18 protein-coding genes are annotated in these 22,500 nt (G+C 69.5%); 7 read left to right on the top strand and 11 right to left on the bottom strand.

Translation table 11 applies throughout. The annotated features are described in order from the left end of the window. Positions 1–10: 10 nt before the first annotated feature. Together ACIN94_RS17120 and ACIN94_RS17115 are read left to right on the top strand one after the other, a co-directional pair. Positions 11–946: a hypothetical protein gene (locus ACIN94_RS17120; RefSeq protein ID WP_400706445.1), complete on the top strand. Its 936-nt coding sequence runs from the start codon at positions 11–13 to the stop codon at positions 944–946. A 93-nt stretch (positions 947–1,039) separates the two neighbouring features. After that, positions 1,040–2,032, top strand: coding sequence for an SIS domain-containing protein (locus tag ACIN94_RS17115; RefSeq protein ID WP_400706442.1), 993 nt, complete (start codon positions 1,040–1,042; stop codon positions 2,030–2,032). Between the two features lie 27 nt (positions 2,033–2,059). On the opposite strand, the gene ACIN94_RS17110 is transcribed toward ACIN94_RS17115, so the two are convergent. Then, positions 2,060–2,503, bottom strand: a complete 444-nt coding sequence (locus ACIN94_RS17110; RefSeq protein ID WP_400706439.1) for a DUF742 domain-containing protein — start codon at positions 2,501–2,503, stop codon at positions 2,060–2,062. A 3-nt stretch (positions 2,504–2,506) separates the two neighbouring features. Then, on the bottom strand, positions 2,507–5,233 hold the full coding sequence (locus ACIN94_RS17105; protein WP_400706436.1) for a nitrate- and nitrite sensing domain-containing protein: 2,727 nt from the start codon (positions 5,231–5,233) through the stop codon (positions 2,507–2,509). Positions 5,234–5,607: 374 nt separating this feature from the next. Between ACIN94_RS17105 and ACIN94_RS17100 the strand changes: the two genes are divergently transcribed. The 4 genes from ACIN94_RS17100 to ACIN94_RS17085 are packed head-to-tail and all read left to right on the top strand — an operon-like array spanning position 5,608 to position 10,547. Then, positions 5,608–6,660, top strand: coding sequence for a glycine betaine/L-proline ABC transporter ATP-binding protein (locus ACIN94_RS17100; protein WP_400706433.1), 1,053 nt, complete (start codon positions 5,608–5,610; stop codon positions 6,658–6,660). Then, positions 6,657–8,612 carry an ABC transporter permease gene (locus ACIN94_RS17095; protein ID WP_400706430.1) on the top strand — a complete coding sequence of 652 codons (1,956 nt, stop codon included), beginning with the start codon at positions 6,657–6,659 and terminating at the stop codon, positions 8,610–8,612. The genes ACIN94_RS17100 and ACIN94_RS17095 overlap by 4 nt, the downstream gene beginning before the upstream one ends. After that, positions 8,609–9,601: an ABC transporter substrate-binding protein gene (locus tag ACIN94_RS17090; RefSeq protein WP_400706427.1), complete on the top strand. Its 993-nt coding sequence runs from the start codon at positions 8,609–8,611 to the stop codon at positions 9,599–9,601. Before ACIN94_RS17095 ends, ACIN94_RS17090 begins: the two co-directional genes overlap by 4 nt. Positions 9,602–9,617: 16 nt before the next feature. Further along, positions 9,618–10,547 (top strand): ABC transporter substrate-binding protein, encoded by a 930-nt coding sequence (locus ACIN94_RS17085; RefSeq protein ID WP_400706424.1) that lies wholly within the window; start codon positions 9,618–9,620, stop codon positions 10,545–10,547. Between the two features lie 44 nt (positions 10,548–10,591). Here the strand turns inward: ACIN94_RS17085 and ACIN94_RS17080 are convergent, their stop codons facing one another. The 7 genes from ACIN94_RS17080 to ACIN94_RS17050 all read right to left on the bottom strand — a co-directional run bounded on the left by ACIN94_RS17080 (position 10,592) and on the right by ACIN94_RS17050 (position 18,842). After that, positions 10,592–11,179: a GTP-binding protein gene (locus ACIN94_RS17080; protein ID WP_400706421.1), complete on the bottom strand. Its 588-nt coding sequence runs from the start codon at positions 11,177–11,179 to the stop codon at positions 10,592–10,594. Then, positions 11,160–11,522, bottom strand: coding sequence for a DUF742 domain-containing protein (locus ACIN94_RS17075; protein ID WP_400706418.1), 363 nt, complete (start codon positions 11,520–11,522; stop codon positions 11,160–11,162). The genes ACIN94_RS17080 and ACIN94_RS17075 overlap by 20 nt, the downstream gene beginning before the upstream one ends. Before the next feature lie 27 nt (positions 11,523–11,549). Then, entirely contained in the window at positions 11,550–11,972 is a 423-nt protein-coding gene (locus ACIN94_RS17070) for a roadblock/LC7 domain-containing protein (protein WP_184756144.1), read from the bottom strand. Next, positions 11,969–14,698, bottom strand: a complete 2,730-nt coding sequence (locus ACIN94_RS17065; protein ID WP_400706414.1) for a nitrate- and nitrite sensing domain-containing protein — start codon at positions 14,696–14,698, stop codon at positions 11,969–11,971. The genes ACIN94_RS17070 and ACIN94_RS17065 overlap by 4 nt, the downstream gene beginning before the upstream one ends. A gap of 218 nt (positions 14,699–14,916) precedes the next feature. Then, positions 14,917–17,184: a [protein-PII] uridylyltransferase gene (locus ACIN94_RS17060; RefSeq protein WP_400706411.1), complete on the bottom strand. Its 2,268-nt coding sequence runs from the start codon at positions 17,182–17,184 to the stop codon at positions 14,917–14,919. A 3-nt stretch (positions 17,185–17,187) separates the two neighbouring features. Beyond that, a complete protein-coding gene (locus ACIN94_RS17055; protein ID WP_400706408.1) occupies positions 17,188–17,526 on the bottom strand; it encodes a P-II family nitrogen regulator in 339 nt (112 codons plus the stop codon). Beyond that, a complete protein-coding gene (locus tag ACIN94_RS17050; protein WP_400706405.1) occupies positions 17,523–18,842 on the bottom strand; it encodes an ammonium transporter in 1,320 nt (439 codons plus the stop codon). The genes ACIN94_RS17055 and ACIN94_RS17050 overlap by 4 nt, the downstream gene beginning before the upstream one ends. A gap of 262 nt (positions 18,843–19,104) precedes the next feature. Between ACIN94_RS17050 and ACIN94_RS17045 the strand changes: the two genes are divergently transcribed. Continuing rightward, entirely contained in the window at positions 19,105–20,034 is a 930-nt protein-coding gene (locus ACIN94_RS17045) for an ABC transporter substrate-binding protein (RefSeq protein WP_400706402.1), read from the top strand. 161 nt (positions 20,035–20,195) lie between these two features. On the opposite strand, the gene ACIN94_RS17040 is transcribed toward ACIN94_RS17045, so the two are convergent. Together ACIN94_RS17040 and hutI are read right to left on the bottom strand one after the other, a co-directional pair. Then, complete coding sequence (locus tag ACIN94_RS17040) at positions 20,196–21,134, bottom strand: RNA polymerase sigma factor RpoD/SigA (protein WP_400706399.1); 939 nt, start codon at positions 21,132–21,134, stop codon at positions 20,196–20,198. Positions 21,135–21,347: 213 nt separating this feature from the next. Further along, complete coding sequence (hutI, locus tag ACIN94_RS17035) at positions 21,348–22,496, bottom strand: imidazolonepropionase (protein WP_400706396.1); 1,149 nt, start codon at positions 22,494–22,496, stop codon at positions 21,348–21,350. Positions 22,497–22,500: the final 4 nt, after the last annotated feature.

Below are 22,500 nucleotides of genomic sequence, written 5' to 3'. Positions count from 1 at the left end.
GGGCTTCGCCGTGGACCAGACAAACCGGTCGGTGGTGGTCGGCGAGAGTGTGGTCGTCAAGTGGCTCACCCCACCGGCGCCGCTCCCGCAGCCGACGCCGGACATGTTCGCCCATCTGACCTCGGTCGGCTTCACCGCCACCGCCAGGCCGTACGCGGCCGTGTCCCGTCGTGACGACGACGGCGAGCTACTGCTCGCCCTGGTCACCGCCTACCTGCCCGACGCCGGAGACGGCTGGGAGTGGTGCGTGGACGAGGCCGTCTCCGGTGGCACCGGCTTCGCCGCCGACCTGGGCGTCCTGGCCGCCGACCTGCACGCCGCGATGGCGACCCCGTCCACGACCTTCCCCGACCCCGTACGGCAGGCGCCCGCCGCCCCGGAAACGGGGGCGACCGCCTGGTCCGTCCGTGCCGAGGAGGCACTGAACGAGGCGCTCGCGCTGACCGACGGCGAGGACAGAGACTGGCTCTCCGCCCACGCCGACGCGCTCCGCGCCGAACTCGCCCCACTGGCCTGGGCGGGCGCCACCCCGCTGATCCGCATCCACGGCGACCTGCACGTGGGCCAGATGCTCCGCTGGCGGGACGGCTACGCGGTGATCGACTTCGACGGCAATCCGACGGTCACCGGCGCCGACCCCTTCCAGCCCGCCGCCCGCGACCTCGCCCAGCTGGTCACCAGCCTCGAACACGTCGGCCAGATCGCCGTCAGGCGCCGCGGTGCCCATCCCCTGGTGATCTCCGCATGGACCGTCGCCGCCCGCGATGCGCTGGAGGCCGCCTACCTCGCCCGCCTCGCCGGGCACGGACATGCCGCCCTGTTGGACCGTTCCCTGCTGCGCCCGTTCGAGATCGAGCAGGAGTGCAGGGAGCTCATCTACGCCGCCCGGCACCTCCCCCGCTGGCGTTACGCCCCGATGGGCGTTCTACGGTCCTGGTACCGGTAGCCGGACCGTCCTCCGGCAGCCGTGACGGCACCGGCCCGCGCCCGCCGGACCCGGTAGCCGACCTCTGCCGGCAACTGAACCAAAGGAGAGATAGTGAACCCCGAGCTGTACCTCGCCGATCTGGAGACCAAGCCGTCCGCGCTGACCGGCCTGGCGAGCGCCCTGGAGGCCGGCGACCCGTTCGACGGGCTCCCGGAGAGGATCCGGCGGGTGGTCTTCCTCGGCATGGGCAGCTCCCGGTATGCCGCCGGGGTCGCCGCGCTGCGCCTGCGGGCCGCCGGGATCGACGCGGTGGCCGAATACGCCTCGGCGTCCATCTCCTCTCCGCCGGCCCCGGACACCCTGGTCGTCGCGATCTCCGCCACCGGCGGCAGCCGGGAGACCCTTGACGCGGTGGCCCGCCACCGCGGCCGGTCCTTCGTGCTGGCGCTGACCAACAGCCCCGGCTCGGCGATCACCGAGGGCGCCGATCTGGTCGTGCCGATGGCCGCCGAGGAGGAACGCGGCGGCGTGGCCTGCCGGACCTTCCAGCACACCCTCGGCCTGCTCCTGGCCCTGCGGAACCGCCTCGCCGGCCCGGGCAGCGCCGCGTCCGGCCCTTCCGATCCCTGCCTGGACGTGCCCGGTCTGCTCCGCCGTACGGCCGAGGCCACCGCGGACCTGCTGGACCGCCGGAACCAGTGGCTGGAGGAGGCGATGACTCTGCTCGACGGCCCGGCCGGGGTCTACACGATCGCCCCCGCCGAGCGCCTGTCCTCAGCCGAGCAGTCCGCCCTGATGTTCCGCGAAGGTCCCCGCCGCGCCTCCGACGCCTGCGAGACCGGTGACTGGTCCCATGTGGACGTCTACCTGACCAAGACCCTCGACTACCGCGCCATCCTGTTCCCCGGATCCCGCTACGACGACCAGGCGATGGACTGGATCCGCCTGCGCGGCTCCACCGTGCTCACCGTCGGCGGCGAGCTGCCGGGCGCCGGAGCCTCCGTCCGTTACCTCCACGACGACGATCCCGACGTCGCCCTGCTCACCGAGACCCTGGTGGCCGAGCTGATCGCCGCGCAGTGGTGGCTGGCCCAGCAGGCCTGAAGGCCGGGATCACCCGTCCCGCCGCGGTCACAGGCGGTGGAGGCCGCTAAGGACGCGTTCCAGCAGGTCGAGACCGGGGCCGCCCTGGTCGATCTGGGGATGGTGAATGCGGACGAGGCCCTCACTCTCCATGTCCGAGATCAGGACCCGGGCCACACCGAGGGGGATGTGCAGGAGTGCGGAGATCTCGGCGACGGAGCGGATCTGGCGGCAGAGCTCGCTGATGGCACGGTATTCGCGGATATAGGACAGGCCGAGCTGTGCCGAGGTCGCCGAGGAGACCAGCGCCTCCATGGCGAGCTGGGTGCGGGGGGCTGTCCGGCCACCGGTGACGGTGTACATCCGGACCAGCGAGCTCTCCTCCTCGGGCGGCTCACCGTACGGCGACCCACCGTAACCAGGATGCTCGCCCGGCAACGGACCGTAACCGTTCCCCTGCCCCTGCCCATCGTCGTGGTATCCGTCCCGCACGGCTCAGCTCTCCCGGTTCGGAAGTTCGTTGCGGGCCTTGCGCACGCCCTGCTGGAAACTCGACATCCGGCTGCGGACCCGTTCCGCCGAGAGGGGAGCCACCGGCTGCTGCGGCTGGGCCGGGCCGGGAGCCGGGGTCACCGATCCGGGCACCAGATTCGCCTTGGGGGTGCGTTTGGGCAGGCCCGAGGTGGTCGTCCCGCCGAGCGTGGGAGCGCTCGCGGCCTGAGCGGCCTGCCAGCCGGTATCGGCAGGGGAGGACCAGGCGGCGGGCTCGGCGGGAGCCGGACCGCCGGGCTTGGCGGGAGCAGGGTCGCCAGGCTTGGCGGGAGCAGGGCCGCCGGGCTTGGCGGGAGCAGGGTCGCCCGACTTGGCGGGAGCGGGGCCGCCCGACTGGCCGGCTCCGTCGGCGGGAGCGGGGGGGACGATCCGGAACCAGCCCGACTCCACCGAGGCGAAGATCGGCAGGAAGTCCTCTCTGGCCAGGGTGGGGGTCTCCGCCGCGGGCGGCGGTCCGGCGGCGCCCGCTTCCGGCGGGCTCGGACGTCGCTCGGGCAGGCCGGAGGGCGGCGGAGGGAACCGGTCGCCCTCCGCTGAGGAGGGACGCGGCCGCTCCGCGGGAGGGTTCCACACACTCGGCCCGGTCGCCCACCGGGATCTGCTCTGCTGGGGCACGGGCGCCTGCGCGGTGGGGGCCGCCAGAATGGGCGCCGCCGGGGGTGCGGCCCCCGCCGTACGGGATCCGGTGGCCTGGAGCGGCCCGGCCTGCTGGGGTGGGGCGGCGATGGAGGCGAGGAGCGTCTCGGGAAGCAGGATCATGGCGGTCAGGCCGGTGTCCTGAGGACGGAGCTGGACGCGGATGCCGTGTTTGAGCGCGAGGCGGCCCACCACGAACAGGCCCATGCGACGGGCGACCGAGGCGTCGGCGGCCTGCGGGTTGGCCAGACGCCAGTTCGCCTGGGAGAGCTCGTCCTGCGTCATGCCGATGCCCTGGTCGGTCACCGACACCATCACGCCGCCGCCGTCGATCCGGCTGCTGGACACCACGACCTCGCTGTCCTTCGGCGAGAACGAGATCGCGTTCTCCACGAGCTCGGCGAGCAGGTGTACCACGTCGCTCACCGCGGGCCCCGTGACGGCGACCTCGGACTGCACCCGGGTCACCACCCGGTCGTAGTTCTCCACCTCCGACAGTGAGGCGCGGACGACGTCCATAAGCTCGACCGGTTTCCGCCAGCGTCGCGCCACTTCCTGTCCGGCGAGGACGAGCAGGTTCTCGCTGTTGCGGCGCATGCGGGTGGCGAGATGGTCGAGCTTGAACAGGTCGGCCAGGCGTTGGTCGTCGCGTTCGCCGCGTTCCAGCCGCTCCACCAGGGTGAGCTGGCGCTCCACGAGCGTCTGGCTCCGGCGCGAGAGGTTGACGAACATCGCGTTGACCGTGGTGCGCAGCCTGGCCTCGTCGGCCGCCAGCCGTACCGCCTCCCGGTGGACCTCGTCGAACGCCCGGGCGACCTCACCGATCTCGTCACGGGACATGACCCCGATCGGCGGCACCTCAACGGTGATCTCGCCGTCACGGGAGTCGCGTACCCGCTGGACGTATGCGGGCAGCCGCTCTCCGGCGACCTCCAGCGCCTCTTTGCGCAGCCGCCGCAACGGCCTGACCAGGGAGCGCGCCACCCCTGTGGTGATCAGCAGCACGACCAGCAGCAGGGCGGCAACCGAGCCCGCGACCAGCAGGGCACGGTTCTGCTCGGCGGCGCCGAGTTCCTGACTGCGGTCGACGATGTCCTGGGCGTGGCGCTTCTCGACGTCGCGCATCCGGTCGATCGTGACCGTCTGCGCGGCGTACCACTCCCCGGCGTCGTCCTTGTTGGCCAGATCCAGCCCCTTCAGCGAGGCCCCGGAGGCCGCGCGGAGCAGGACCAGCTCCCGCAGGAACTCGGCCCTGTCGGCGGTCCGGCCGTTGACGGTCTCGTCGAAGAGGCGGCGCTGCTCGCTTCCGGCCTCGGCGGCGAAGATCTTGCGCTCGTTGCGTTCGGAGGAGAGCGCGCCGAGGAACTCCTCCATCTGCTCCTGCTCGAACCGGCCGGCGACCAGCACCACCGAGAGCAGCCCCCGCTGGAGCGAGGCGGCCTCCTTGGCACGGGCCAGCGCGTTCAGGGTCAGCGCCTGGCCGAACAGCACGTCGTCGGCGCCTCCCTTGCCGAGTTCGTCGTGGAGGGAGAGCAGGTCGGCGATGACCAGGGAGTAGGCACTGATGGCCGCGTCGGGCAGCAGCGTCGACTTCAGCACCTGCTCCCGCAGCGGGGCGAGGTCGTCCAGCCGGGTGAGCATGGCCTCCACCTCGTCCCGGGTCCGGCCGCTCAGCGTCTCCTGGAGGAGGGTCCCACTGTCGCGGACGTGCGTCACCGCGGCGGTCACCGTGTTCATCTGCTTGCGTACGGCCTCCACCTCGCGTTCCGGGCGGCCGAGAGCGATGAACCAGGCCGTACGGTCACGTTCTTCGGCCAGCTCGTGGGTGAGCTCGCCGATGCGGTTCGAGAGCCTGGCCAGATCGTTGACCTGCTGATAGTCGGCGGCAGCCCGCATGGAGACGAACACCTGGATCCCGCCGAGCAGCACTGCGACGGCGGTGGGGACCAGGATGAGCGCGATCAGCCGGGAGCGCACCCGCCAGTTCTCCAGGCGGAACCTGCTCCCCGCTCCATGGATGTTGTGTGTACTCACCGAACACTGCCTCTCGGTGGATGAACCCACCGGCCGGATTCCCTTGGTCCTCGGCAATTCGAGCACATATCAACCAATGGGGCCAATCGAACATAGCTCCATAAATAACTACTTATGAGTCAGAAGGGGGAGAACCTGGAGCTCCACTTTCAGGCTGGAGCCCCAATTACGGTCACCCATATACCGCCATTAAGTATTTCTCATGCCCATATGGCCGTTTGTATCGTTCCAGAGCAATGGATGATGGATAACGTCACAGAGGCACAACGGTCTCCGGAAGATCACATGATTGTGATTCACGATATTTCCCCCATATCTTGACTCCTTACGTCCGTCGCCTCGTCGAATCCGGACGTCGAGCTTTGGAGGAGTCAGTGGCCCCATCCGACGGTGCCGCGATCGAGGTCCGTGGACTGTGGAAGATCTTCGGTCCCGGGGCGGAGCGCGTTCTCAGCAGCCCCGATGCCGGGCTCGACCCGGCCGCGCTCCGCGAGCGCACCGGCTGCGTCGCCGCCGTCAGGGACGTCGGCTTCGCGGTACGGCCCGGGGAGGTGTTCGTCGTGATGGGACTGTCAGGGAGCGGCAAGTCGACTCTGGTCCGCTGCCTGACCCGGCTGATCGAACCGACCGCGGGAGAGATCTCCATCGCCGGCCAGGACGTGCGCGCCGCCTCCCCCGGCCAGCTCAGGGAGCTGCGCAGGCACCGCGTCAGCATGGTCTTCCAGCATTTCGGCCTGCTGCCGCACCGCAAGGTCCTCGACAACGTCGCCTACGGGCTGGAGGTTCAGGGCGTCCCCCGGGCGAGACGGCACGAGCGGGCCCGGGAGATCCTCTCCCTCGTCGGCCTGGACGGCTCCGCCGACGCCCGCCCCGACCAGCTCTCCGGCGGCATGCAGCAGCGCGTCGGTCTGGCCCGGGCACTGGCCGTGGACCCCGAGGTGCTGCTCTTCGACGAGCCGTTCAGCGCGCTGGACCCGCTGATCCGCCGGGACATGCAGGCGGAGGTCATCCGCCTGCACCGCGAGGTGGGCAAGACCATGGTGTTCATCACCCATGACCTGTCCGAGGCGCTCAAGCTCGGTGAGCGCATCGCGATCATGCGGGCGGGCGCGATCGTCCAGCTCGGTACCGCCGAGGAGCTGGTCGGCGCTCCCGCCGACGACTACGTGGCCGACTTCGTCAGGGACGTGCCCCGGAGCGAGGTGCTCTCGCTGCGCTGGATCTGCCGCCCCCCGCTGGAGGACGACCCCCTCGACGGTCCCGCGCTTCCGGCGGCCACCGTCATCCGCGACGCGGTACCGGCCGCCCTGGGGGCCCGGCCGATCCGCGTCATACACGACGGGGAGCTGATCGGTGTGGTGGACCACCTGGACATCCTGGCGGCGATGGCCGGCGTCCCGGGGCAGACAGCCGGAGCCGGTGCATGACCTCCCGGCAGGCCTCCCTCTCCCCCACACACCTGACCCCGCCCGCATCTCGTTCCAGGACGGCGACGCTGCCGCCCTGGGTGGCGCCGCTCACCGGGGTGGCCGTGGCCGTGGCCGCCTACCTGGTGTTCCGGGACACCGCGCTCCTCCCCCATGACGACGACGCCGCGCAGTTCGGGTTCATCAACGGCGTGCGGGACTGGGTGGACACCAACCGCAACGAGAGCCCGGTCTTCCTGTTCTTCGTGAACTACGTGCGGCTGTCCGTCGGCGGCCTCTACGACCTGTTCCACCTGGTGCTGCACGGTCTCGGCTGGGCAGGGGTCATCGGGGCCTCGGGCGCGCTGGGCCTGCTGGCGGGCGGCTGGCGGATCGCCCTGCTCGCCGTACTGGGGTTCGGCTCGTTCGGGGTGCTGGGAGTGTGGGAGGCGAGCGTCGACACACTCGCGCTCGTGCTCGCGGCGGTCACGCTCTCCCTGCTGGTCGGCCTGCCACTGGGCGTGTGGGCGGGACGTTCGGTACGGCTGCGCCGGCTGCTCACCCCGGTCCTCGACGTCATGCAGATCATGCCGACGTTCGCCTACCTGGCGCCGATGGTGCTGTTCTTCCAGATCGGGAACGCCTCGGCGACGATCACCACGATGATCTACTCGATCCCACCGGCGATCAGGATCACCGCGCTGGCCATCGAGCAGGTCTCCCCGACTGCCGTGGAGGCGTCCACGGCGCTCGGCGCCACCCGTCTGCAGACACTGCGCAAGGTCCACATCCCGCTGGCACGTGCCACGATCGGGCTGGCCGTCAACCAGACCGTCATGATGGCGCTGGCCATGGTGGTGATCGCGGCGCTGATCGCGGCCCCGGGACTGGGCTCGGACATCATCCGGGGGCTCTCCCGGGCCAACGTGGGCGTCATGCTCCCGGCGGGCATCGCAATCGTGGCAATGGCCGTCGTACTGGACCGGATCACCATGGCCGCGGCGACGCGCGAGCCCGTGCCGCCCGGGCCCTCCTCCTTCCGCTCCCGGCGCGCCGGCACGTCGATGATCCTGTCCGCCACCATGCTCGCGTCCTGGAACCTGCCCGCCGAGTTCCCGCAGGGCGCGGTGCTCCGCTTCGCCGGGCCGGTGAACGAGGCCGTGAACTGGGCCAAGTTCTCCTGGTACGGCGTGACCGAGACGGTCAGGAACATCGCCACCGAGGCGTTCCTCAACCCCCTGCAGACCGCGCTCACCACCGCCCCCTGGTGGCTGGTCGCCGCGGTCGTGCTCGCGGTCGCGTGGCGGACCGGCGGACCGCGGCCCGCCGTCACCGCGGTGGGCTGCCTGCTGGCCACGGCGCTGCTCGGGCTGTGGCAGCACACCATGGAGACGCTCACCACCGTGCTGGTCGGGGTGACGCTGGCGCTGGCCGTCGGTCTCGTGCTCGGCATCGCGGCGGCCCGCTCGCCCCGGTTCGCCGCCGTGCAGCGACCACTGCTCGACGCCGCACAGACCATGCCCGCGTTCGTCTACCTGCTGCCCGCGCTGGCGCTGTTCGGCGCGACCCGGTTCACCGCGATCTTCGCCTCGGTGATCTACGCGGTGCCGCCGGTCGTCCGGCTGGTGGAGGACGGGATCAGGACCGTGCCCCCGGTCGTCGTGGAGGCCGCGCGGTCATCCGGCTCCACCGATCGGCAGTTGCTGTGGAAGGTGCAGTTGCCGATGGCCCGCCGGGCGGTCCTGCTCGCCGCCAACCAGGGCATCGTCATGACGCTCGCCATGGTCGTGGTGGGCGGGTTGGTCGGCGCGGGCGGCCTCGGCTACGACGTCGTCTCCGGATTCTCCCAGCGCACCGACTTCGGTATGGGCTTCGCCGCCGGAGTCGCCACGGTGTTGCTCGGCATCATGCTCGACCGGATCACACAGGGTGCCGACGGGCGCCCTTCCCCCCGAAAGAAGAGGATCGCATGAGGATCGGACGCAGGCTCAGCCTGCTCGCCGGTGTCCTGACGCTTGGACTGGCCGCCGCGGGCTGCGGTGGCGCCAAGGTGGAGACCGGCACCAGCTCGGCACAACCGTCCGCCGGCGACACCGGATCGCCGGCGGCCGCCGCGGGCGGCACCGTGAAGATCGCCATCAACCCGTGGGCCGGCTACGAGGCCAGCGCCGCGGTGCTCTCCTATCTGCTGGAGGACAAGCTCGGCTACAAGGTCGAGAAGAAGGAACTGGCCGAGCAGGTCTCCTGGGAGGGGTTCGACAGCGGCGACGTCGACCTCATCGTGGAGAACTGGGGCCACGACGATCTGAAGAAGACCTACATCGAGGAGAAGAAGGTCGCCGTCGAGGCGGGGTCCACCGGGAACAAGGGGGTCATCGGCTGGTACATCCCCAAGTGGATGGCGGACAAGTATCCCGACATCACCGACTACAAGAACCTGAACAAGTACGCCGAGCTGTTCAAGACCTCGGAGTCGGGCGGCAAGGGCCAGCTCCTCTTCGGTGACCCGTCCTACGTCAGCAACGAGGATGCGATCATCAAGAACCTGAAGCTGGACTACAAGGTGGTCGTCGGCGGCAGCGAGGCGGCGCTGATCGAGTCCGCTGTCCAGGCCCAGCAGCAGCAGAAGCCGCTGCTGTTCTACTTCTGGGACCCGCACTGGCTGTTCAACCGGGTCGAGCTGACCCGCGTCAACCTGCCGCCCCACACCGACGGTTGCGACGCCGACGCCAAGAAGGTCGCCTGCGACTACGCCGAGATGGATCTCGACAAGATCGCGAGTACGAAGTTCGCCGACACCGGCGGCAGGGCCTACGAGCTGGTCAAGAACTTCTCCTGGACCAACGACGCGCAGAACGCGGTGGCCAACGACATCACCAACAACGGCCTGAGCGCCGAGGACGCGGCCAAGAAGTGGGTCGAGGCCAACCCGTCCGTCTGGGCCTCCTGGATCCCCCAGTAAACGATCGGCCGATTCTGTGAGAAGACAACTCGCCGGAGCGGTCGCGGCGCTCCTCCTCCTCACCGCGTGCGGCGGCGAGGAGGAGGCGCCCCCGCCGGCCGTCGGCACCGTGAAGATCGCCATCAACGGATGGGCGGGCTACGAGGCCAGCGCCGCGGTACTCAGCCGGCTCCTGAAGCAGGAGCTCGGCTACCAGGTGCAGAGGGTGGAGCTCAACGAGGCCGAATCCTGGGAGGGCATCGAAAAGGGCACCGTGGACGTCATCATCGAGAACTGGGGCCGCGAGGCGGAGAAGAAGACCTACATCGAGGAGAAGAAGGTCGCCGTCTCCGCCGGAAGAAACGGAAATAAAGGGGTAATTGGGTGGTATGTCCCTCAGTGGATGGCCGACCGATATCCGGACATCACTGACTGGCGACAGCTCAACAAGTATGCCCACCTATTTAAGACTGAAAAATCAGGCGATTTAGGCCAGATCCTTGACGGGGACGCCTCATACGTCACCAACGACGAGGCGCTGGTCCGCAATCTCAAGCTCAACTACAGAGTCGTCTATGCGGGCAGCGAGAAGGCCCTGATAAGGGCCGCCAAACTGGCGACCCAGCGGCGCACCCCGCTGCTGATGTACTTCTACGAACCCCAGTGGCTGTTCACCCAGATCAAGCTGGCGAAAGTCAATCTGCCTCCCTATGCGATCGGCTGCGACGCCGACGCCGCGAAGGTCGCGTGCGACTACCCGCCCTACCTGCTCGACAAGATCGTGAGCAGGAAGTTCGCCGACACCGGGGGCAGGGCCTACGAGCTGGTGCGCAACTTCGGGTGGACGAACCACCAGCAGAACGCGGTCGCCAACGACATGACCAACAACGGTCTGAGCGCCGACCAGGCGGCGCGGAAGTGGATCGACGCGAACAAGATCGTGTGGAAGGACTGGGTGCCCGGCTGACCTGTGGCCCGCCGCCGTGACCGTCCGGCGGCGGGCCGTACGGTCTAGGCCGGCATGCCGTAGGCCGCGCGGACCCGCAGGACGTGCTCGACCAGCGTGATCAGCGTGCCTTTGACCGAGTCGCGGGAACGGGCGTCGGTGCGCACGATAGGCACATGGGGTGCGAGGGCCAGCGCCTCTCGCACCTCCTCCTCCGTGTGGTGGAAATGCCCGTCCCAGCCGTTGATGCCGACCACGAAGGGAAGCTTGGCCTCCTCGAAGTAGTCGATCGCCGGGAAGCCGTCGGCCAGCCGCCGGGTGTCGATCAGGACCACCGCGCCGAGCGCGCCGCGGACCAGGTCGTCCCACATGAACCAGAACCGGTGCTGGCCCGGCGTGCCGAACAGATAGAGGATCAGGTCACGGTCCAGCGAAAGGCGGCCGAAGTCCATCGCGACCGTGGTCGTCGCCTTGTTCGGCGTGAGACCGAGGTCGTCGATGCCGGCGCTGGCGTCGGTCATCACCGCCTCCGTGGTCAGCGGGAGGATCTCCGACACGGCACCCACGAACGTGGTCTTGCCGACGCCGAACCCGCCCGCGACGACGATCTTCGTCGACGTCAGGCCGCCATGGTTAGAGCCTGCGGAGTCCACTGAGCACCCTTTCGAGCATGTTGAGATCCGGTTGTCCCTGGTCAAGTCGTGGCTGGTGGAGCCGGACAAGACCCTCGTCGGCCATGTCCGCCACCAGCACGCGGGCCACGCCCAGCGGGACCCTCAGCAGTGCCGAGATCTCGGCGACCGACCGGAACGCACGACACAGCCTGATGATGGCGTCCTGCTCGGGGGTGAGCAGGACCAGCTCCTCGTCCCTGATGAACGAGGAGGAGACCAGGGTCTCCATCGCCATGTGATACCGGGGTTCGGAACGACCACCGGTTACCGCGTATGGACGGAACAGGGGCTCTTCGTCCCCGGTTCCGTCACGCCCGAGCACGTCCCTCTCCTGCGGAGAACTCGATCACTACCGCCCCCGGGAGGTCTGCAGTTCGGCCCGGAGGGCCGGGGTGAGCACCTGACCCGCTCTGTCGACGAGCAAGGTCATCTGGTAGGCCACCAGACCCATGTCGCAGTCGGGAGAGGCCAGCACCGCGAGCACGGAACCGTCGCTGATCGCCATGACCAGCATCAGGCCGCGCTCCATCTCGACCACCGTCTGGGTCACGGCCCCGCCCTCGAACACGCGGGACGCGCCCACGGTCAGGCTGAGCAGACCGGCCGCGACGGCAGCCAGCTGATCGGCCCGGTCGTCCGGGAATCCCTCCGAGCTGGCGATCCGCAGTCCGTCCGCGGAGACGCACACCGCGTGCGCGACACCGGGGGTACCACGGACGAACTCGGTGATCAGCCAGTCGAACTTACGCGCCTCATGGCTGAGAGTCGTCACGAGCCCTCCTCATTGTCCGCCAGGCTCCTGGCGGTGTCCTCGTTCAGTTCGGCACGGCCCCGCCGTACGCCCTGCTGGAAACTCGACAGACGGTTACGGACCCGTTCAGGCGAGAAAGACGGCATCGGGCTGGACGGCACGCTGGCCGCGGCGCCGGGCACCAGATTGGCCTTGGGGGTCCGCTTGGGCAGACCCGCCGAGGTGAGCCCGCCGAGGGCGGGCTCACTCGCCGCTTGAGCCGCCTGCCATCCGGCGTCGGCAGCGGTCTGCCAGTGGTCCGGCTCACGGGCCGGCATCCGCTCCCCTGCCGGTTCGCGGATCGACGGGCCGTTCACCGGTATGGACGCCTCACCCACGGGGTCGGGCGGAGCGGGCTGCGGGGCGTCCTCCCGCCGCGCGGGCCCGTCGGCCCCGTGTCCATCCGTGCCGTCGGCCCGGCGGAACCAGGCCGACTCGATGGAGGCGAAGATCGGCAGGAACTCCTCCTGCTCGGATTCGAGCGGTGAGACCCGTACGACCGGCATCGAGGCGGTCGCCGGGTCGTCCTCGGAGGCCTGTCCCCAGGCGGAGAAGACAGAACCGGGAACACTCCCGGAACCGTTCGTGCCCGGCACCTGACGCTTGGGGAGGGGAAAATCGCCCGCCGGCACCGGAGCGCCGAGCTCGCCCTGCGGCCGGCCGAAGGCCGGGCTGTCGCCCGCGAACGACGTGGAGCCGAACGGGGCGGCCTGGCCGTCGGAGACCTGGCCGAACGAGCTCTGACCGAACGAGCTCTGACCGAACGGGGCGGCCTGGCCGGAAGGCTGCTGGCTCTGCGGCTCGGCGCCCCACGATGGGGTGATGGGCGGCTGGACCGCCTCGACAATGAGCTCCGGCGGGAAGAGGACCATGGCGATGAGACCGCCGGCCTCCTGCGGGCGGAGCTGGACGCGGATGCCGTGGCGCAGGGCCAGCCGGCCGACCACGAACAGACCCATCCGCCGCGACACCGAGACGTCGACGACGGGCGGGTCAGCCAGGCGCCGGTTGATCTCGATCAGTTCCTCGGTGGTCATACCGATGCCGGCGTCGCTGACCGCGAGCAGCGCGCCACCGCCCTCGATCATGCTGCTGGAGACCACGACCTGGCTGGCCCGGGGGGAGAACTGGATGGCGTTCTCCACCAGCTCGGCCACCAGGTGGACGATGTCGTTGGCGGAGCTTCCGGCGACCGAGATCGTGCGGTGCACCTTGATCTGCACCCGCTCGTAGTCCTCGACCTCCGACAGCGAGGCACGCACGATGTCGACGAGCTTGGCCGGCTGGCTACGCCTGCGGGTCGGCTCGTGCCCGGCGAGAACCAGGAGGTTCTCGGAGTTGCGGCGCATGCGGGTGGCGAGGTGGTCGAGCTTGAACAGGTCCGCCAGGCGGCCGCCGTCCTCCTCTCCCTTCTCCAGGCCGTCGATCAGTGAAATCTGCCGCTCGACCAGGGTCTGGGTACGACGCGACAGGTTGACGAACATCGCGCTGATGTTGGAGCGGAGCTCGGACTCCTCGGCGGCCAGCCGCACGGCCTGCCGGTGGACCTCGTCGAAGGCCTTCGCGACCTCCCCGATCTCGTCCTTGGTGTCGACCGAGATGGGGGCGATGTCGGGAGGCTGGGAGTCTCCGGAGACCCGGAGCTTGCGCACGACCTCGGGGAGCGTGAATCCGGCGACGTCCAGCGCCTCGGCTCTCAGGCGGCGCAGCGGCAGGACCATCGAGCGGGCGATCAGCACGGTCAGGCCGAGGACCAGGAGCAGCAGGATCAGGATGAACCCGGACGTGATGATCGCGTTGCGCTGCTCGGTGTCCTCCAGCATACGGGCCCGGGTGACCACGTCACCGGCGACCTTGGTCTCGACCTTCTTCATCGCGTCCACGACCGCGCCGTTGTCCGAGAACCACTCCTTGACCTGGTTGAAGCTGGAGAGCAGGCGGCCCGTGTTGCGGGGGTCGCTGGCGAGCACGATGGCCCTGGCCTTGGTCAGCTCGGCGCGGTGGATCTTCTCGTCGATCATGGCCTTGACGAGGAGCTGGCCGTTCTCCGGGCTCGCCTCGATGCTGAAGTTCGCCTTGTACTCCTCCACCCGCGACCGGGAGGCGATGAACTTCTCGATCTCCTGGGCGTTGATCAGCGAAGGCGCGTAGTAGCCGGCCAGCAGGCGGGCCCGCTGCTTGGAGACCTCCTCCTTGGCGTAGGCCAGCGCGCTGAGCGCGCGCATATTGCCGGTGATCTCCGTGTCCTCGCTGACCAGCGTGAGCTCCTCGTGGAGCTGGAGCAGCGGGGCGACCATGAAGGCGTACCGTTCCGCCTGGGTCGTCCCGAGCAGCTGGCGCAGCGCCTTCAGGCCGGAGAGCTGGTAGGTCACGTCCTTGGCGGCCTTGGCCACGCGGACGCCGTAGGACTCGTCGATCGCCTGCAGGTCCAGCAGGACCTTGCTGACCAGTGCGTCAACCGTCTTCCGCTGCGCTTCGGCGCTGTTCTTCAGCCCCTTATTCGAGGGCTGGAGCGAGGCCCACGCGCTCCGGTCGCGTTCCAGACCGAGAGCTTGGGCCAGGTCGCGGATATCACCGGAGTACTCGGCCGCTGACGCGGTCCGCTGGTAGCCCGCCACGCTGTCGACAGAGGCGACCACTCGGGTGCCGGCGAGCAGGACGCCCACCGCGGTCGGCACCAGGATCAGGGCCGTGAGACGCGACCGCACACGCCAGTTCCGCAGACCGAACCGGGCGGCAGGCCGCTTGCCACGGTCGCGTGCAGAAGCACCGCCGCTCTCGGATGTCGCCGTCACCGCTCTCGCTACCCCTAACCGTCACGACATATGTGGTCAGTATCAGACCACAAGGTCACGGGACACGATCGACATAGCCGACAAACCGGGCGTAATCGTTACGAAGGTGACGAGAGAACGATTGCTTGTGGTTACCGTAAGGCGGCAAGCACATGGTCCCGCACCTGTGCTCGCTGGGCCTCATCAGTCAGCGGACGTCCGGCGTTGTCCACGACATAGAAGACATCCACGACCTCTGCGCCGAGAGTCTCCACACGCGCGGCGCGTACGTCAAGGCCGCAGTCGCCGAAAACTCTGCCGATCCGCCACAGAAGACCGGGACGGTCGTGCGCGCGCACTTCTACGACGGTTGCCGTGTTGGACGCGTCATCCACGAGCGTAACCCACGGCGGAGCCACCGGTACATGGGTTGGGCGCAGTGATCGGGTCCTCCGGGCCAGCCGTTGCTCGATGTCGAGCCGACCGGCCAGGACCAGCCTCAGATCGGCCTCCAGCGTCGCCGGGTCGGGCGGTGAGCCGTACTCGGGGACGACCGAGAACTCGATGACCGCCGTGGATCCGGCCGAGGCGGCCGAGGCTGCGCGGACCACCATCCGGTGTGCGGCGAGCACCCCGGCCGCGCGCCACAACAGCCCCGCCCTGTCCGGGGCGACCACGGTGACCGCTCCCCCGTGAACGCGTACGGCACCGCCACCGTGCCGGGCCAGGGACGCCTGTGCGGCCGAGAGCACCGGCGCGGGCGGCAGCGGGGTGCCGGACAGGACCGAGCGCACCCGGCGGACGAGGTCGGCGACCAGGGAGGCCTTCCAGGAGTTCCAGGCAACCGGTCCGGTCGCGTTGCCGTCGGCCACAGCGAGCATGGCCAGCAGTTCGAGGACCTCGCGTGAGCCGACGGCCTCGGCCACCTGGGAGATCGTCACCGGATCGTCCAGGTCGCGGCGGGTCGCCGTCTTGGGGAGCAGCAGGTGGTGGCGGACCACGGTCTCCAGGGTGTCCACGTCCGCCGGGGGCAGGCCGATCCGGATGCCGATGTCGCGGGCCACCACCGCACCGGTGGCCGAGTGGTCGCCGGGCCAGCCCTTGCCGATGTCGTGCAGGAGCGCGGAGATGAGCAACAGGTCGGGCCGGGACACCTCACGGGTGAACGAGGCGGCCCCGGCTGCGGTCTCGATCAGGTGCCGGTCCACGGTGTAACGGTGCACGGGGTTGCGCTGCGGGCGGTGCCGTACCCGCTCCCAGTCGGGCAGGAGCCGCGCCGGCACCCCCGCCTGGTCCAGCTCCTCCCAGACCGGCACCGCCGCACGCCCCGCGCCGAACAGCGCGACCAGCGCGTCCCGCGCCTCGTCCGGCCACGGGACCGGGAGCGGCGGAGACCCGGCGGCCAGCGCGTTCACGGTGGCGGGCGCGAGAGGCAGCCCCGCCTCGGCGGCGGCCGCGGCCGCGCGGAGTACGAGCACGGGGTCCTTCCGCGGATCGGCCCCGCGAGCGAGCACGACCTCCCCGCCGTGCTCGACGACGCCGTCCGCGAGCGGACGGCGCCCTCTTGGAGAGGGACCCGACAGCAGCCGGTCGACGGTGCGCCAGGTGGCGTCGGAGGCGTGCGCGACCGTCCGTCCCGCCTCGGCGAGCCTGCGCATCAGCGCCTCGGCATCGAGCAGACCCAGCGTTCCGGCGACCGCTTCCTGTTCCTGGAGAACCAGCCGGTCGGCTCTCCGAGCGGTCACCAGGTGCAGGGCGTGCCGCACGTCGAGCAGAAGTTCGTAGGCCTCCCGGACCCGGGGTCCCGGGGCCGAGGCGACCCAGGCGACGGCCACGGCCTGCATCGCCTGCACGTCGCGGATCCCGCCGTGTGAGTCCTTGAGATCGGGTTCGAGCAGGAACGACAGCTCACCGCCCGCCTCGGCGCGCTTGTCCGAGGCCTCCCGCAGCTCGCCCAGGCGGCGCCTGCAATCGGCCCGCCACTCGGAGAGCACGGCCTCACGCGCCGCGCGCGTCAGGCCGGGGTCCCCCGCCACGTGCCGGGCCTGGATCAGCCCGAGCACCGCCTTGAGATCGTCCCTGGCGACCGTGGCCGCCTCGTCCACTGTCCGCACCGAGTGGTCGAGACCGACGCCGGAGTCCCAGACGGGGTACCAGACACGGTCGGCGATGCGAGCCACGTCGTCCCGGCCACTGTGCAGCAGGACCAGATCCAGGTCACTGCCCGGAGCGAGCTCCGCGCGGCCCAGGCTTCCCACCGCGACGAGCGCGACGCCACCGAGGGCGCCGAGACTTCCGTGCTTTCCTTCGCGCCCGTACGGTGTGCCGCAGGCGGCCCGGAGCAGGTCCGTCAGCCACCGGTCGACGTCCGCGGCCCGTTCCTTACGGGCCGCGGCGTACGAGCGGGTGTCGCCTCTCACCGGCTAGAGCGCCTCGGGTCCGCGCTCTCCGGTGCGGACCCGGATCACCGTGTCCACCGGAACGGACCAGACCTTGCCATCACCGATCTTGCCGGTCTGCGCGGCCTTGACGATGACGTCGATGACGTCCTCGGCGTCCTCCTCCTCGGTGAGCACCTCAAGCCGGACCTTGGGCACCAGATCCACCTGGTACTCGGCGCCCCGGTAGACCTCGGTGTGACCGCGCTGGCGGCCGTACCCGCTGGCCTCGCTGACCGTCATGCCCCTGACGCCGAACTGTTCCAGGGCCGCCTTCACGTCATCGAGCTTGAAGGGCTTGATGACCGCGGTGATGAGTCTCATACGTCCACCTTCCTGGACACCGGGGCGACAGCCGGACCACTGGGGGAGGCCACGCCGGAGGAGTGGATGGTGCCGAGGTCGTAACCGGTCTCGGCATGGGTGGTGATGTCGATTCCCGCGATCTCCTGTTCCCCGGTGACGCGGAAGCCCATCGTCCTGTCGATGACCTTGGCGATGATCCACGAGACGGCGAAGGAGTACAGGCCCACCGCGACCGGGCCCAGCACCTGCACGCCGAGCTGGGAGATCGGGCCGCCGTAGAGGAGGCCCTTCTCCTGACCGCCGGCGGACGGGTAGGCCGCGACGGCACCGAGTGCCACCGCGCCGACGACACCGCCGACCAGGTGCACGCCGACCACGTCCAGGGAGTCGTCGTAGCCGAACCTGTACTTCAGGCCGACCGCGTAGGCGCAGGCCACACCGGCCAGCGCGCCGATGACAGAAGCCGCCCAGGGGTCGACGAAACCACAGGCCGGGGTGATGGCGACCAGGCCGGCGACGGCACCGGAGGCGAGGCCGAGACTGCTGGCGTGGCCGTCCCGGAGCCTCTCGACCAGGAGCCACGCGCCGGCGGCGACCGCGGCGGCGATCTGGGTGTTCATGAACGCCAGACCGGCGGTCCCGTCCACGGCGAGCTCGGAGCCGGCGTTGAAACCGAACCAGCCGAACCACAGCAGACCGGCGCCGAGCAGGACGAGCGTGAGGTTGTGCGGCCGCATCGGTTCCCTGCGCCAGCCGATCCGTCTGCCGATCACGAGCGCGACCGCCAGGGCCGCGGCACCGGCGTTGATGTGGACGACCGTGCCTCCGGCGAAGTCCTCGATGCCGAGGCTGCTCAGCCAGCCTCCGCCCCATACCCAGTGGGCGACGGGGAAGTAGACGACACTCACCCAGACGATCGCGAAGACGACCCAGGCACCGAACTTGACGCGGTCGGCGAGCGCACCGCTGATCAGGGCGACCGTGATGATCGCGAAGGTCATCTGGAACACGGAGAAGACCAGGCTCGGCATGCCCGTGCCGTCGGCCTTCGTCGCGGTCTCCACCATCCTGGTCAACCCGATGTTGTCGAGACCGCCGATGAGCTTGTTGACGATGCCCGAGCCGTCCCCAGCGGTGTCGAAGGCCAGAGAGTGGCCGTAGAGAACCCAGGTGATCGTCACGACGATGATGCTGACCCACGACATCATCATCATGTTGAGGACACTTTTGGCCCTGGTCATGCCCCCGTAGAAGAACGCGAGTCCAGGAGTCATCAGCAGCACCAGGGCAGTGGCCGTGAGCATCCAGGCAGTGGTGCCGCCATCGATCTTCATTCGACGCGACCCTCCCTTACAAATGGCGTGTGGCCGTTCTCACCGTCGCAGTGAACGCTTCCCGAGCTCCGTCGACCGGCCGCGCACTGCCATTGCGCCCAGCGTCTTCTCCTGCCGTTTCAGGTCGCGACCTCGCGTGTTTCACCTCTGTGAAACTCGGCCACACGGTGTTTCGAGGAGGTTTCGGACAGAGCGGCGCTTGACCCCGAGATGACCTCAACTATGGTTAGGTATGCCTTACCTAATATTTTGAGGGAGTCCAATGACCATCCGCCTGGCCAAGGCCGCGGCTGCCGTCCTGTTGTCGACCATCGCCCTGGCGGCCTGTGGTTCCTCCGGCGACGAGCAGGCCGCCGAGGGCCCGACCCGGACGATCAAGCACGCGATGGGCGAGACGGAGGTGCCCGAGTCCCCCCAGCGGGTCATCGTGCTCGACACCGACAAGCTCGACACCATGGTCTCTCTGGGCCTCACGCCGGTCGGCGCCGCACAGGCGGCCGAGAACCAGACATGGCCGAAATACCTGGGATCCGCGCTGGACGCCACCCAACCGGTCGGCACCCTCCAGGCACTCAACCTGGAGGCCATCTCCGCGCTCAAGCCGGATCTGATCCTCGGCACGAAGTTCCGGCAGGAGCAGTTCTACGACAAGCTCAAGCAGATCGCGCCCACCGTGTTCACCGAGAAGGTCGGGACCACGTGGAAGGAGAACCTCCTCCTCGACGCCGACGCGCTTGGAAAGAAGGCGGAGGCGGAGAAACTTCTCGCCGACTACCAGGCCCGTGCACGGTCCCTGGGCGGCTCCGACGCGGTCAGGGTCAGCATCGTGCGTTTCATGCCCGCCCAGATCCGGATGTACGGCCCCGAGTCGTTCAGCGGCATCGTCGTCGGCGACGCCGGTTTCGGCCGTCCCGAACCGCAGCAGCTGGCGGACGCCCAGGACCGGCGGTTCGGCGAGCTGAGCCAGGAGAACATCTCCCAGGCGGACGGCGACGTGCTCTTCTACAGCGCCTACGGTGCCCAGGCGGCACAGAGCCAGGCCGCCGTCACCGGAGGCCCCCTCTGGAAGAACCTGCCGCCGGTCAAGGACGGCAGGGCCCACAACGTGGACGATGAGACCTGGATGACCGGCATCGGCGTCACCGCCGCCGGAAAGATCCTCGACGACCTGGAGAAGTACGCCAAGCCTTAGGCGGTTACGGCCGGCGCTGTGTCCCTTGAAGATTGAGTCGTGTCCGGTCGGTTCGCGCTGTGGTGGCCGGGTGTTCCGGCCGGCCACCGCAGCGCGAACCGACCTGAGCCCCGCCCGAAGTCGGGCAGGGCTCGGAAGGCACGGCCCGGGTGAGCCGGGAATCAGGCGGCCGTGGCCATCTTCCGGAGACGGGCCAGGGCGTCGCGCTCGATGCGCCGGGCGCGGTCGCGGCCGATGCCGTAGCGCTCACCGACCTCGGTCAGCGTGTGCTCGCGGCCGTCCATCAGGCCGTAACGCCAGCGGAGCATCTCGCGGGTCTGTCCCTCCAGCCCGGTAAGCCACTGCTCCAGGTGCTCGCGCTCCAGGATGTCCATGGCCTGCTGCTCGGGATCGGCCCACGTCTCGTCGGCGATCATGTCGCCGAGCTCGGTCTCGTCCTCGTCGCCCACGCCGAGCTGGAGGGAGACGGGGTCGGATGCCCAGCGACGTAGCTCGCGGACCCGCTCGATCGGCAGTTCCAGCACCGCGGCCAGGTCGGCGTCCGTCGGCTCCTGGTCGAGCTCGGCCAGCATGTCGCGCCGGACCCGCATCAGCCGGGTCATCTGCTCACCCGCGTGGGTGGGCAGCCGGACCGGCCGGGCCTGCTCGTGGATCGCGCGACCCACGGACTGGCGGATCCACCAGGTGGCGTATGTGGAGAACTTGTAGCCACGCCGGTAATCGAATTTCTCGACCGCCCGCACCAGGCCCAGATTTCCTTCCTGAACCAGATCGATCAGCGGCATTCCCCTTCCGGAGTATTTGCGCGCGACCGCCACCACAAGACGTAGATTGGCCTGGATGAATTCATCTTTGGCCCGCTGCCCCGAAACAGCCAGTCGTTCGAGTTCCTCATCGGCGGCGTCCGCGATCCGCGGCTCCGCCAGCCCGCCGTCCAGTAACTGCTCCGCGAAGAGGCCCGCCTCGATCCGCTTGGCGAGTTCGACCTCTCCCTCCGCGGTGAGCAGGGGGACCCGCCCGATCTCAGCCAGGTAGGTTCCCAGCAGGTCCCGATCAGAGACCTGCTGATCCTGCGTCCGATTCCCCGTCGGCCTTGCCATCCGATGGCACCTCGCTCCGCCTGCTTATGGCATGTCCGCACGCTCGCCCAAGGCCCCGTGCCCGCGGACATGTTGCTTACCTGACCAACGTTCGGATCAGCGCAAAGATTCCCTAAAGAAGTACGCCCGAAGAACGGTTTGAATTTCCTCCTCAAGGAGGATGTCTCCGAACGTAACGTCACAGGCATTTCGGTCTTCCCAGCCGGCGGGGTTTCAAACCAGGCGGCGGCCCTCCCTCCAGACCTGGGCCACCAGAGGCACACCCGGCCGGTAGGCCAGATGGACGTAGGAGGGAGCGTCCAGGATCACCAGATCACCGCGGGCCCCCACCCTCAGCGTGCCGACGTCGTCGCGGCGCAGCGCCCGGGCTCCGCCGTACGTGGCGGCCCTGATCGCCTCCAAGGGCGTCATCCGCATCTCACGGACCGCCAGCGCCAGGCAGAACGGCATGGACGAGGTGAAGGACGAGCCGGGATTGCAGTCGGTGGCCAGCGCGACGGTCACTCCCGCGTCCAGCAGGCGGCGCGCGTCCGGGTACGGCGAGCGGGTGGAGAACTCCGCGCCGGGCAGCAGGGTGGCCACCACCCCGGCCGAGGACAGCGCCGAGACGTCGTCGTCGGTCAGGTGGGTGCAGTGGTCGGCCGACGCGGCACCCACCTCGGCGGCGATCCGCGCGCCCGGGCCGTTGCCGAGCTGGTTGGCGTGGATCCGGGGCAGCAGCCCGGCCTTGATCCCGGCGAGCAGGATCTCCCTGGTCTGGTCGGCGTCGAACGCGCCGCGCTCGCAGAACACGTCCACCCACCTGGCGTACGGCGCGCAGGCCTCCAGCATCTCCCCGGTGACCGTGCGGACGTAGTCGTCGGCCGAGGACGCGTCCGGCGGCACGACGTGCGCGCCCAGGTAGGTGGTCTCCTCGGTGAACCGCCGGGCGATCTCCAGGGACCTGCGCTCGTCCTCGACCGTCAGGCCGTAGCCGCTCTTGATCTCGACCGTGGTGGTCCCCTGGGCGAGCATCTCGGCGACCAGCGCGGCCGTCCTGTCCGCCAGGAGGGTGCCGGTGGCCGCTCGGGTCGCCGCGACCGTGGTGCGGATGCCTCCGGCGGTGTAGGGCTCCCCCGACATGCGGGCGGTGAACTCGGCCGTACGGTCTCCGCCGAAGACCAGATGAGCATGGCTGTCCACGAAACCGGGGATCACACAGCGCCCGTCCACGTCCACGCGTTCGTCGGCGCCGGGATCCTCACCCGCGGCTCCGGCCCACACCACCTGGCCGTCCTCGACCACCAGAGCGGCGTCCTCGATCTCCTCCCGCTCCGGATCACCGGTATAGAGCAGCCCGATCCGGTCAAAGAGCACACTCACCGCT

This window comes from Streptosporangium sp. NPDC087985 (genome assembly GCF_044741965.1).
Lineage (GTDB): Bacteria > Actinomycetota > Actinomycetes > Streptosporangiales > Streptosporangiaceae > Streptosporangium.
The sequence above is the reverse complement of the archived record's forward strand: the minus strand, read 5'-3'. Positions and strand labels throughout refer to the sequence as shown.

Coding starts and splice junctions, on each gene's coding strand:
- ACIN94_RS17095 (WP_400706430.1), top strand. CDS start 6,657: ATGACCTCCCGGCAGGCCTCCCTCTCCCCCACACACCTGACCCCGCCC.
- ACIN94_RS17045 (WP_400706402.1), top strand. CDS start 19,105: ATGACCATCCGCCTGGCCAAGGCCGCGGCTGCCGTCCTGTTGTCGACC.
- ACIN94_RS17050 (WP_400706405.1), bottom strand. CDS start 18,842: ATGAAGATCGATGGCGGCACCACTGCCTGGATGCTCACGGCCACTGCC.
- ACIN94_RS17040 (WP_400706399.1), bottom strand. CDS start 21,134: ATGGCAAGGCCGACGGGGAATCGGACGCAGGATCAGCAGGTCTCTGAT.
- ACIN94_RS17055 (WP_400706408.1), bottom strand. CDS start 17,526: ATGAGACTCATCACCGCGGTCATCAAGCCCTTCAAGCTCGATGACGTG.
- ACIN94_RS17090 (WP_400706427.1), top strand. CDS start 8,609: ATGAGGATCGGACGCAGGCTCAGCCTGCTCGCCGGTGTCCTGACGCTT.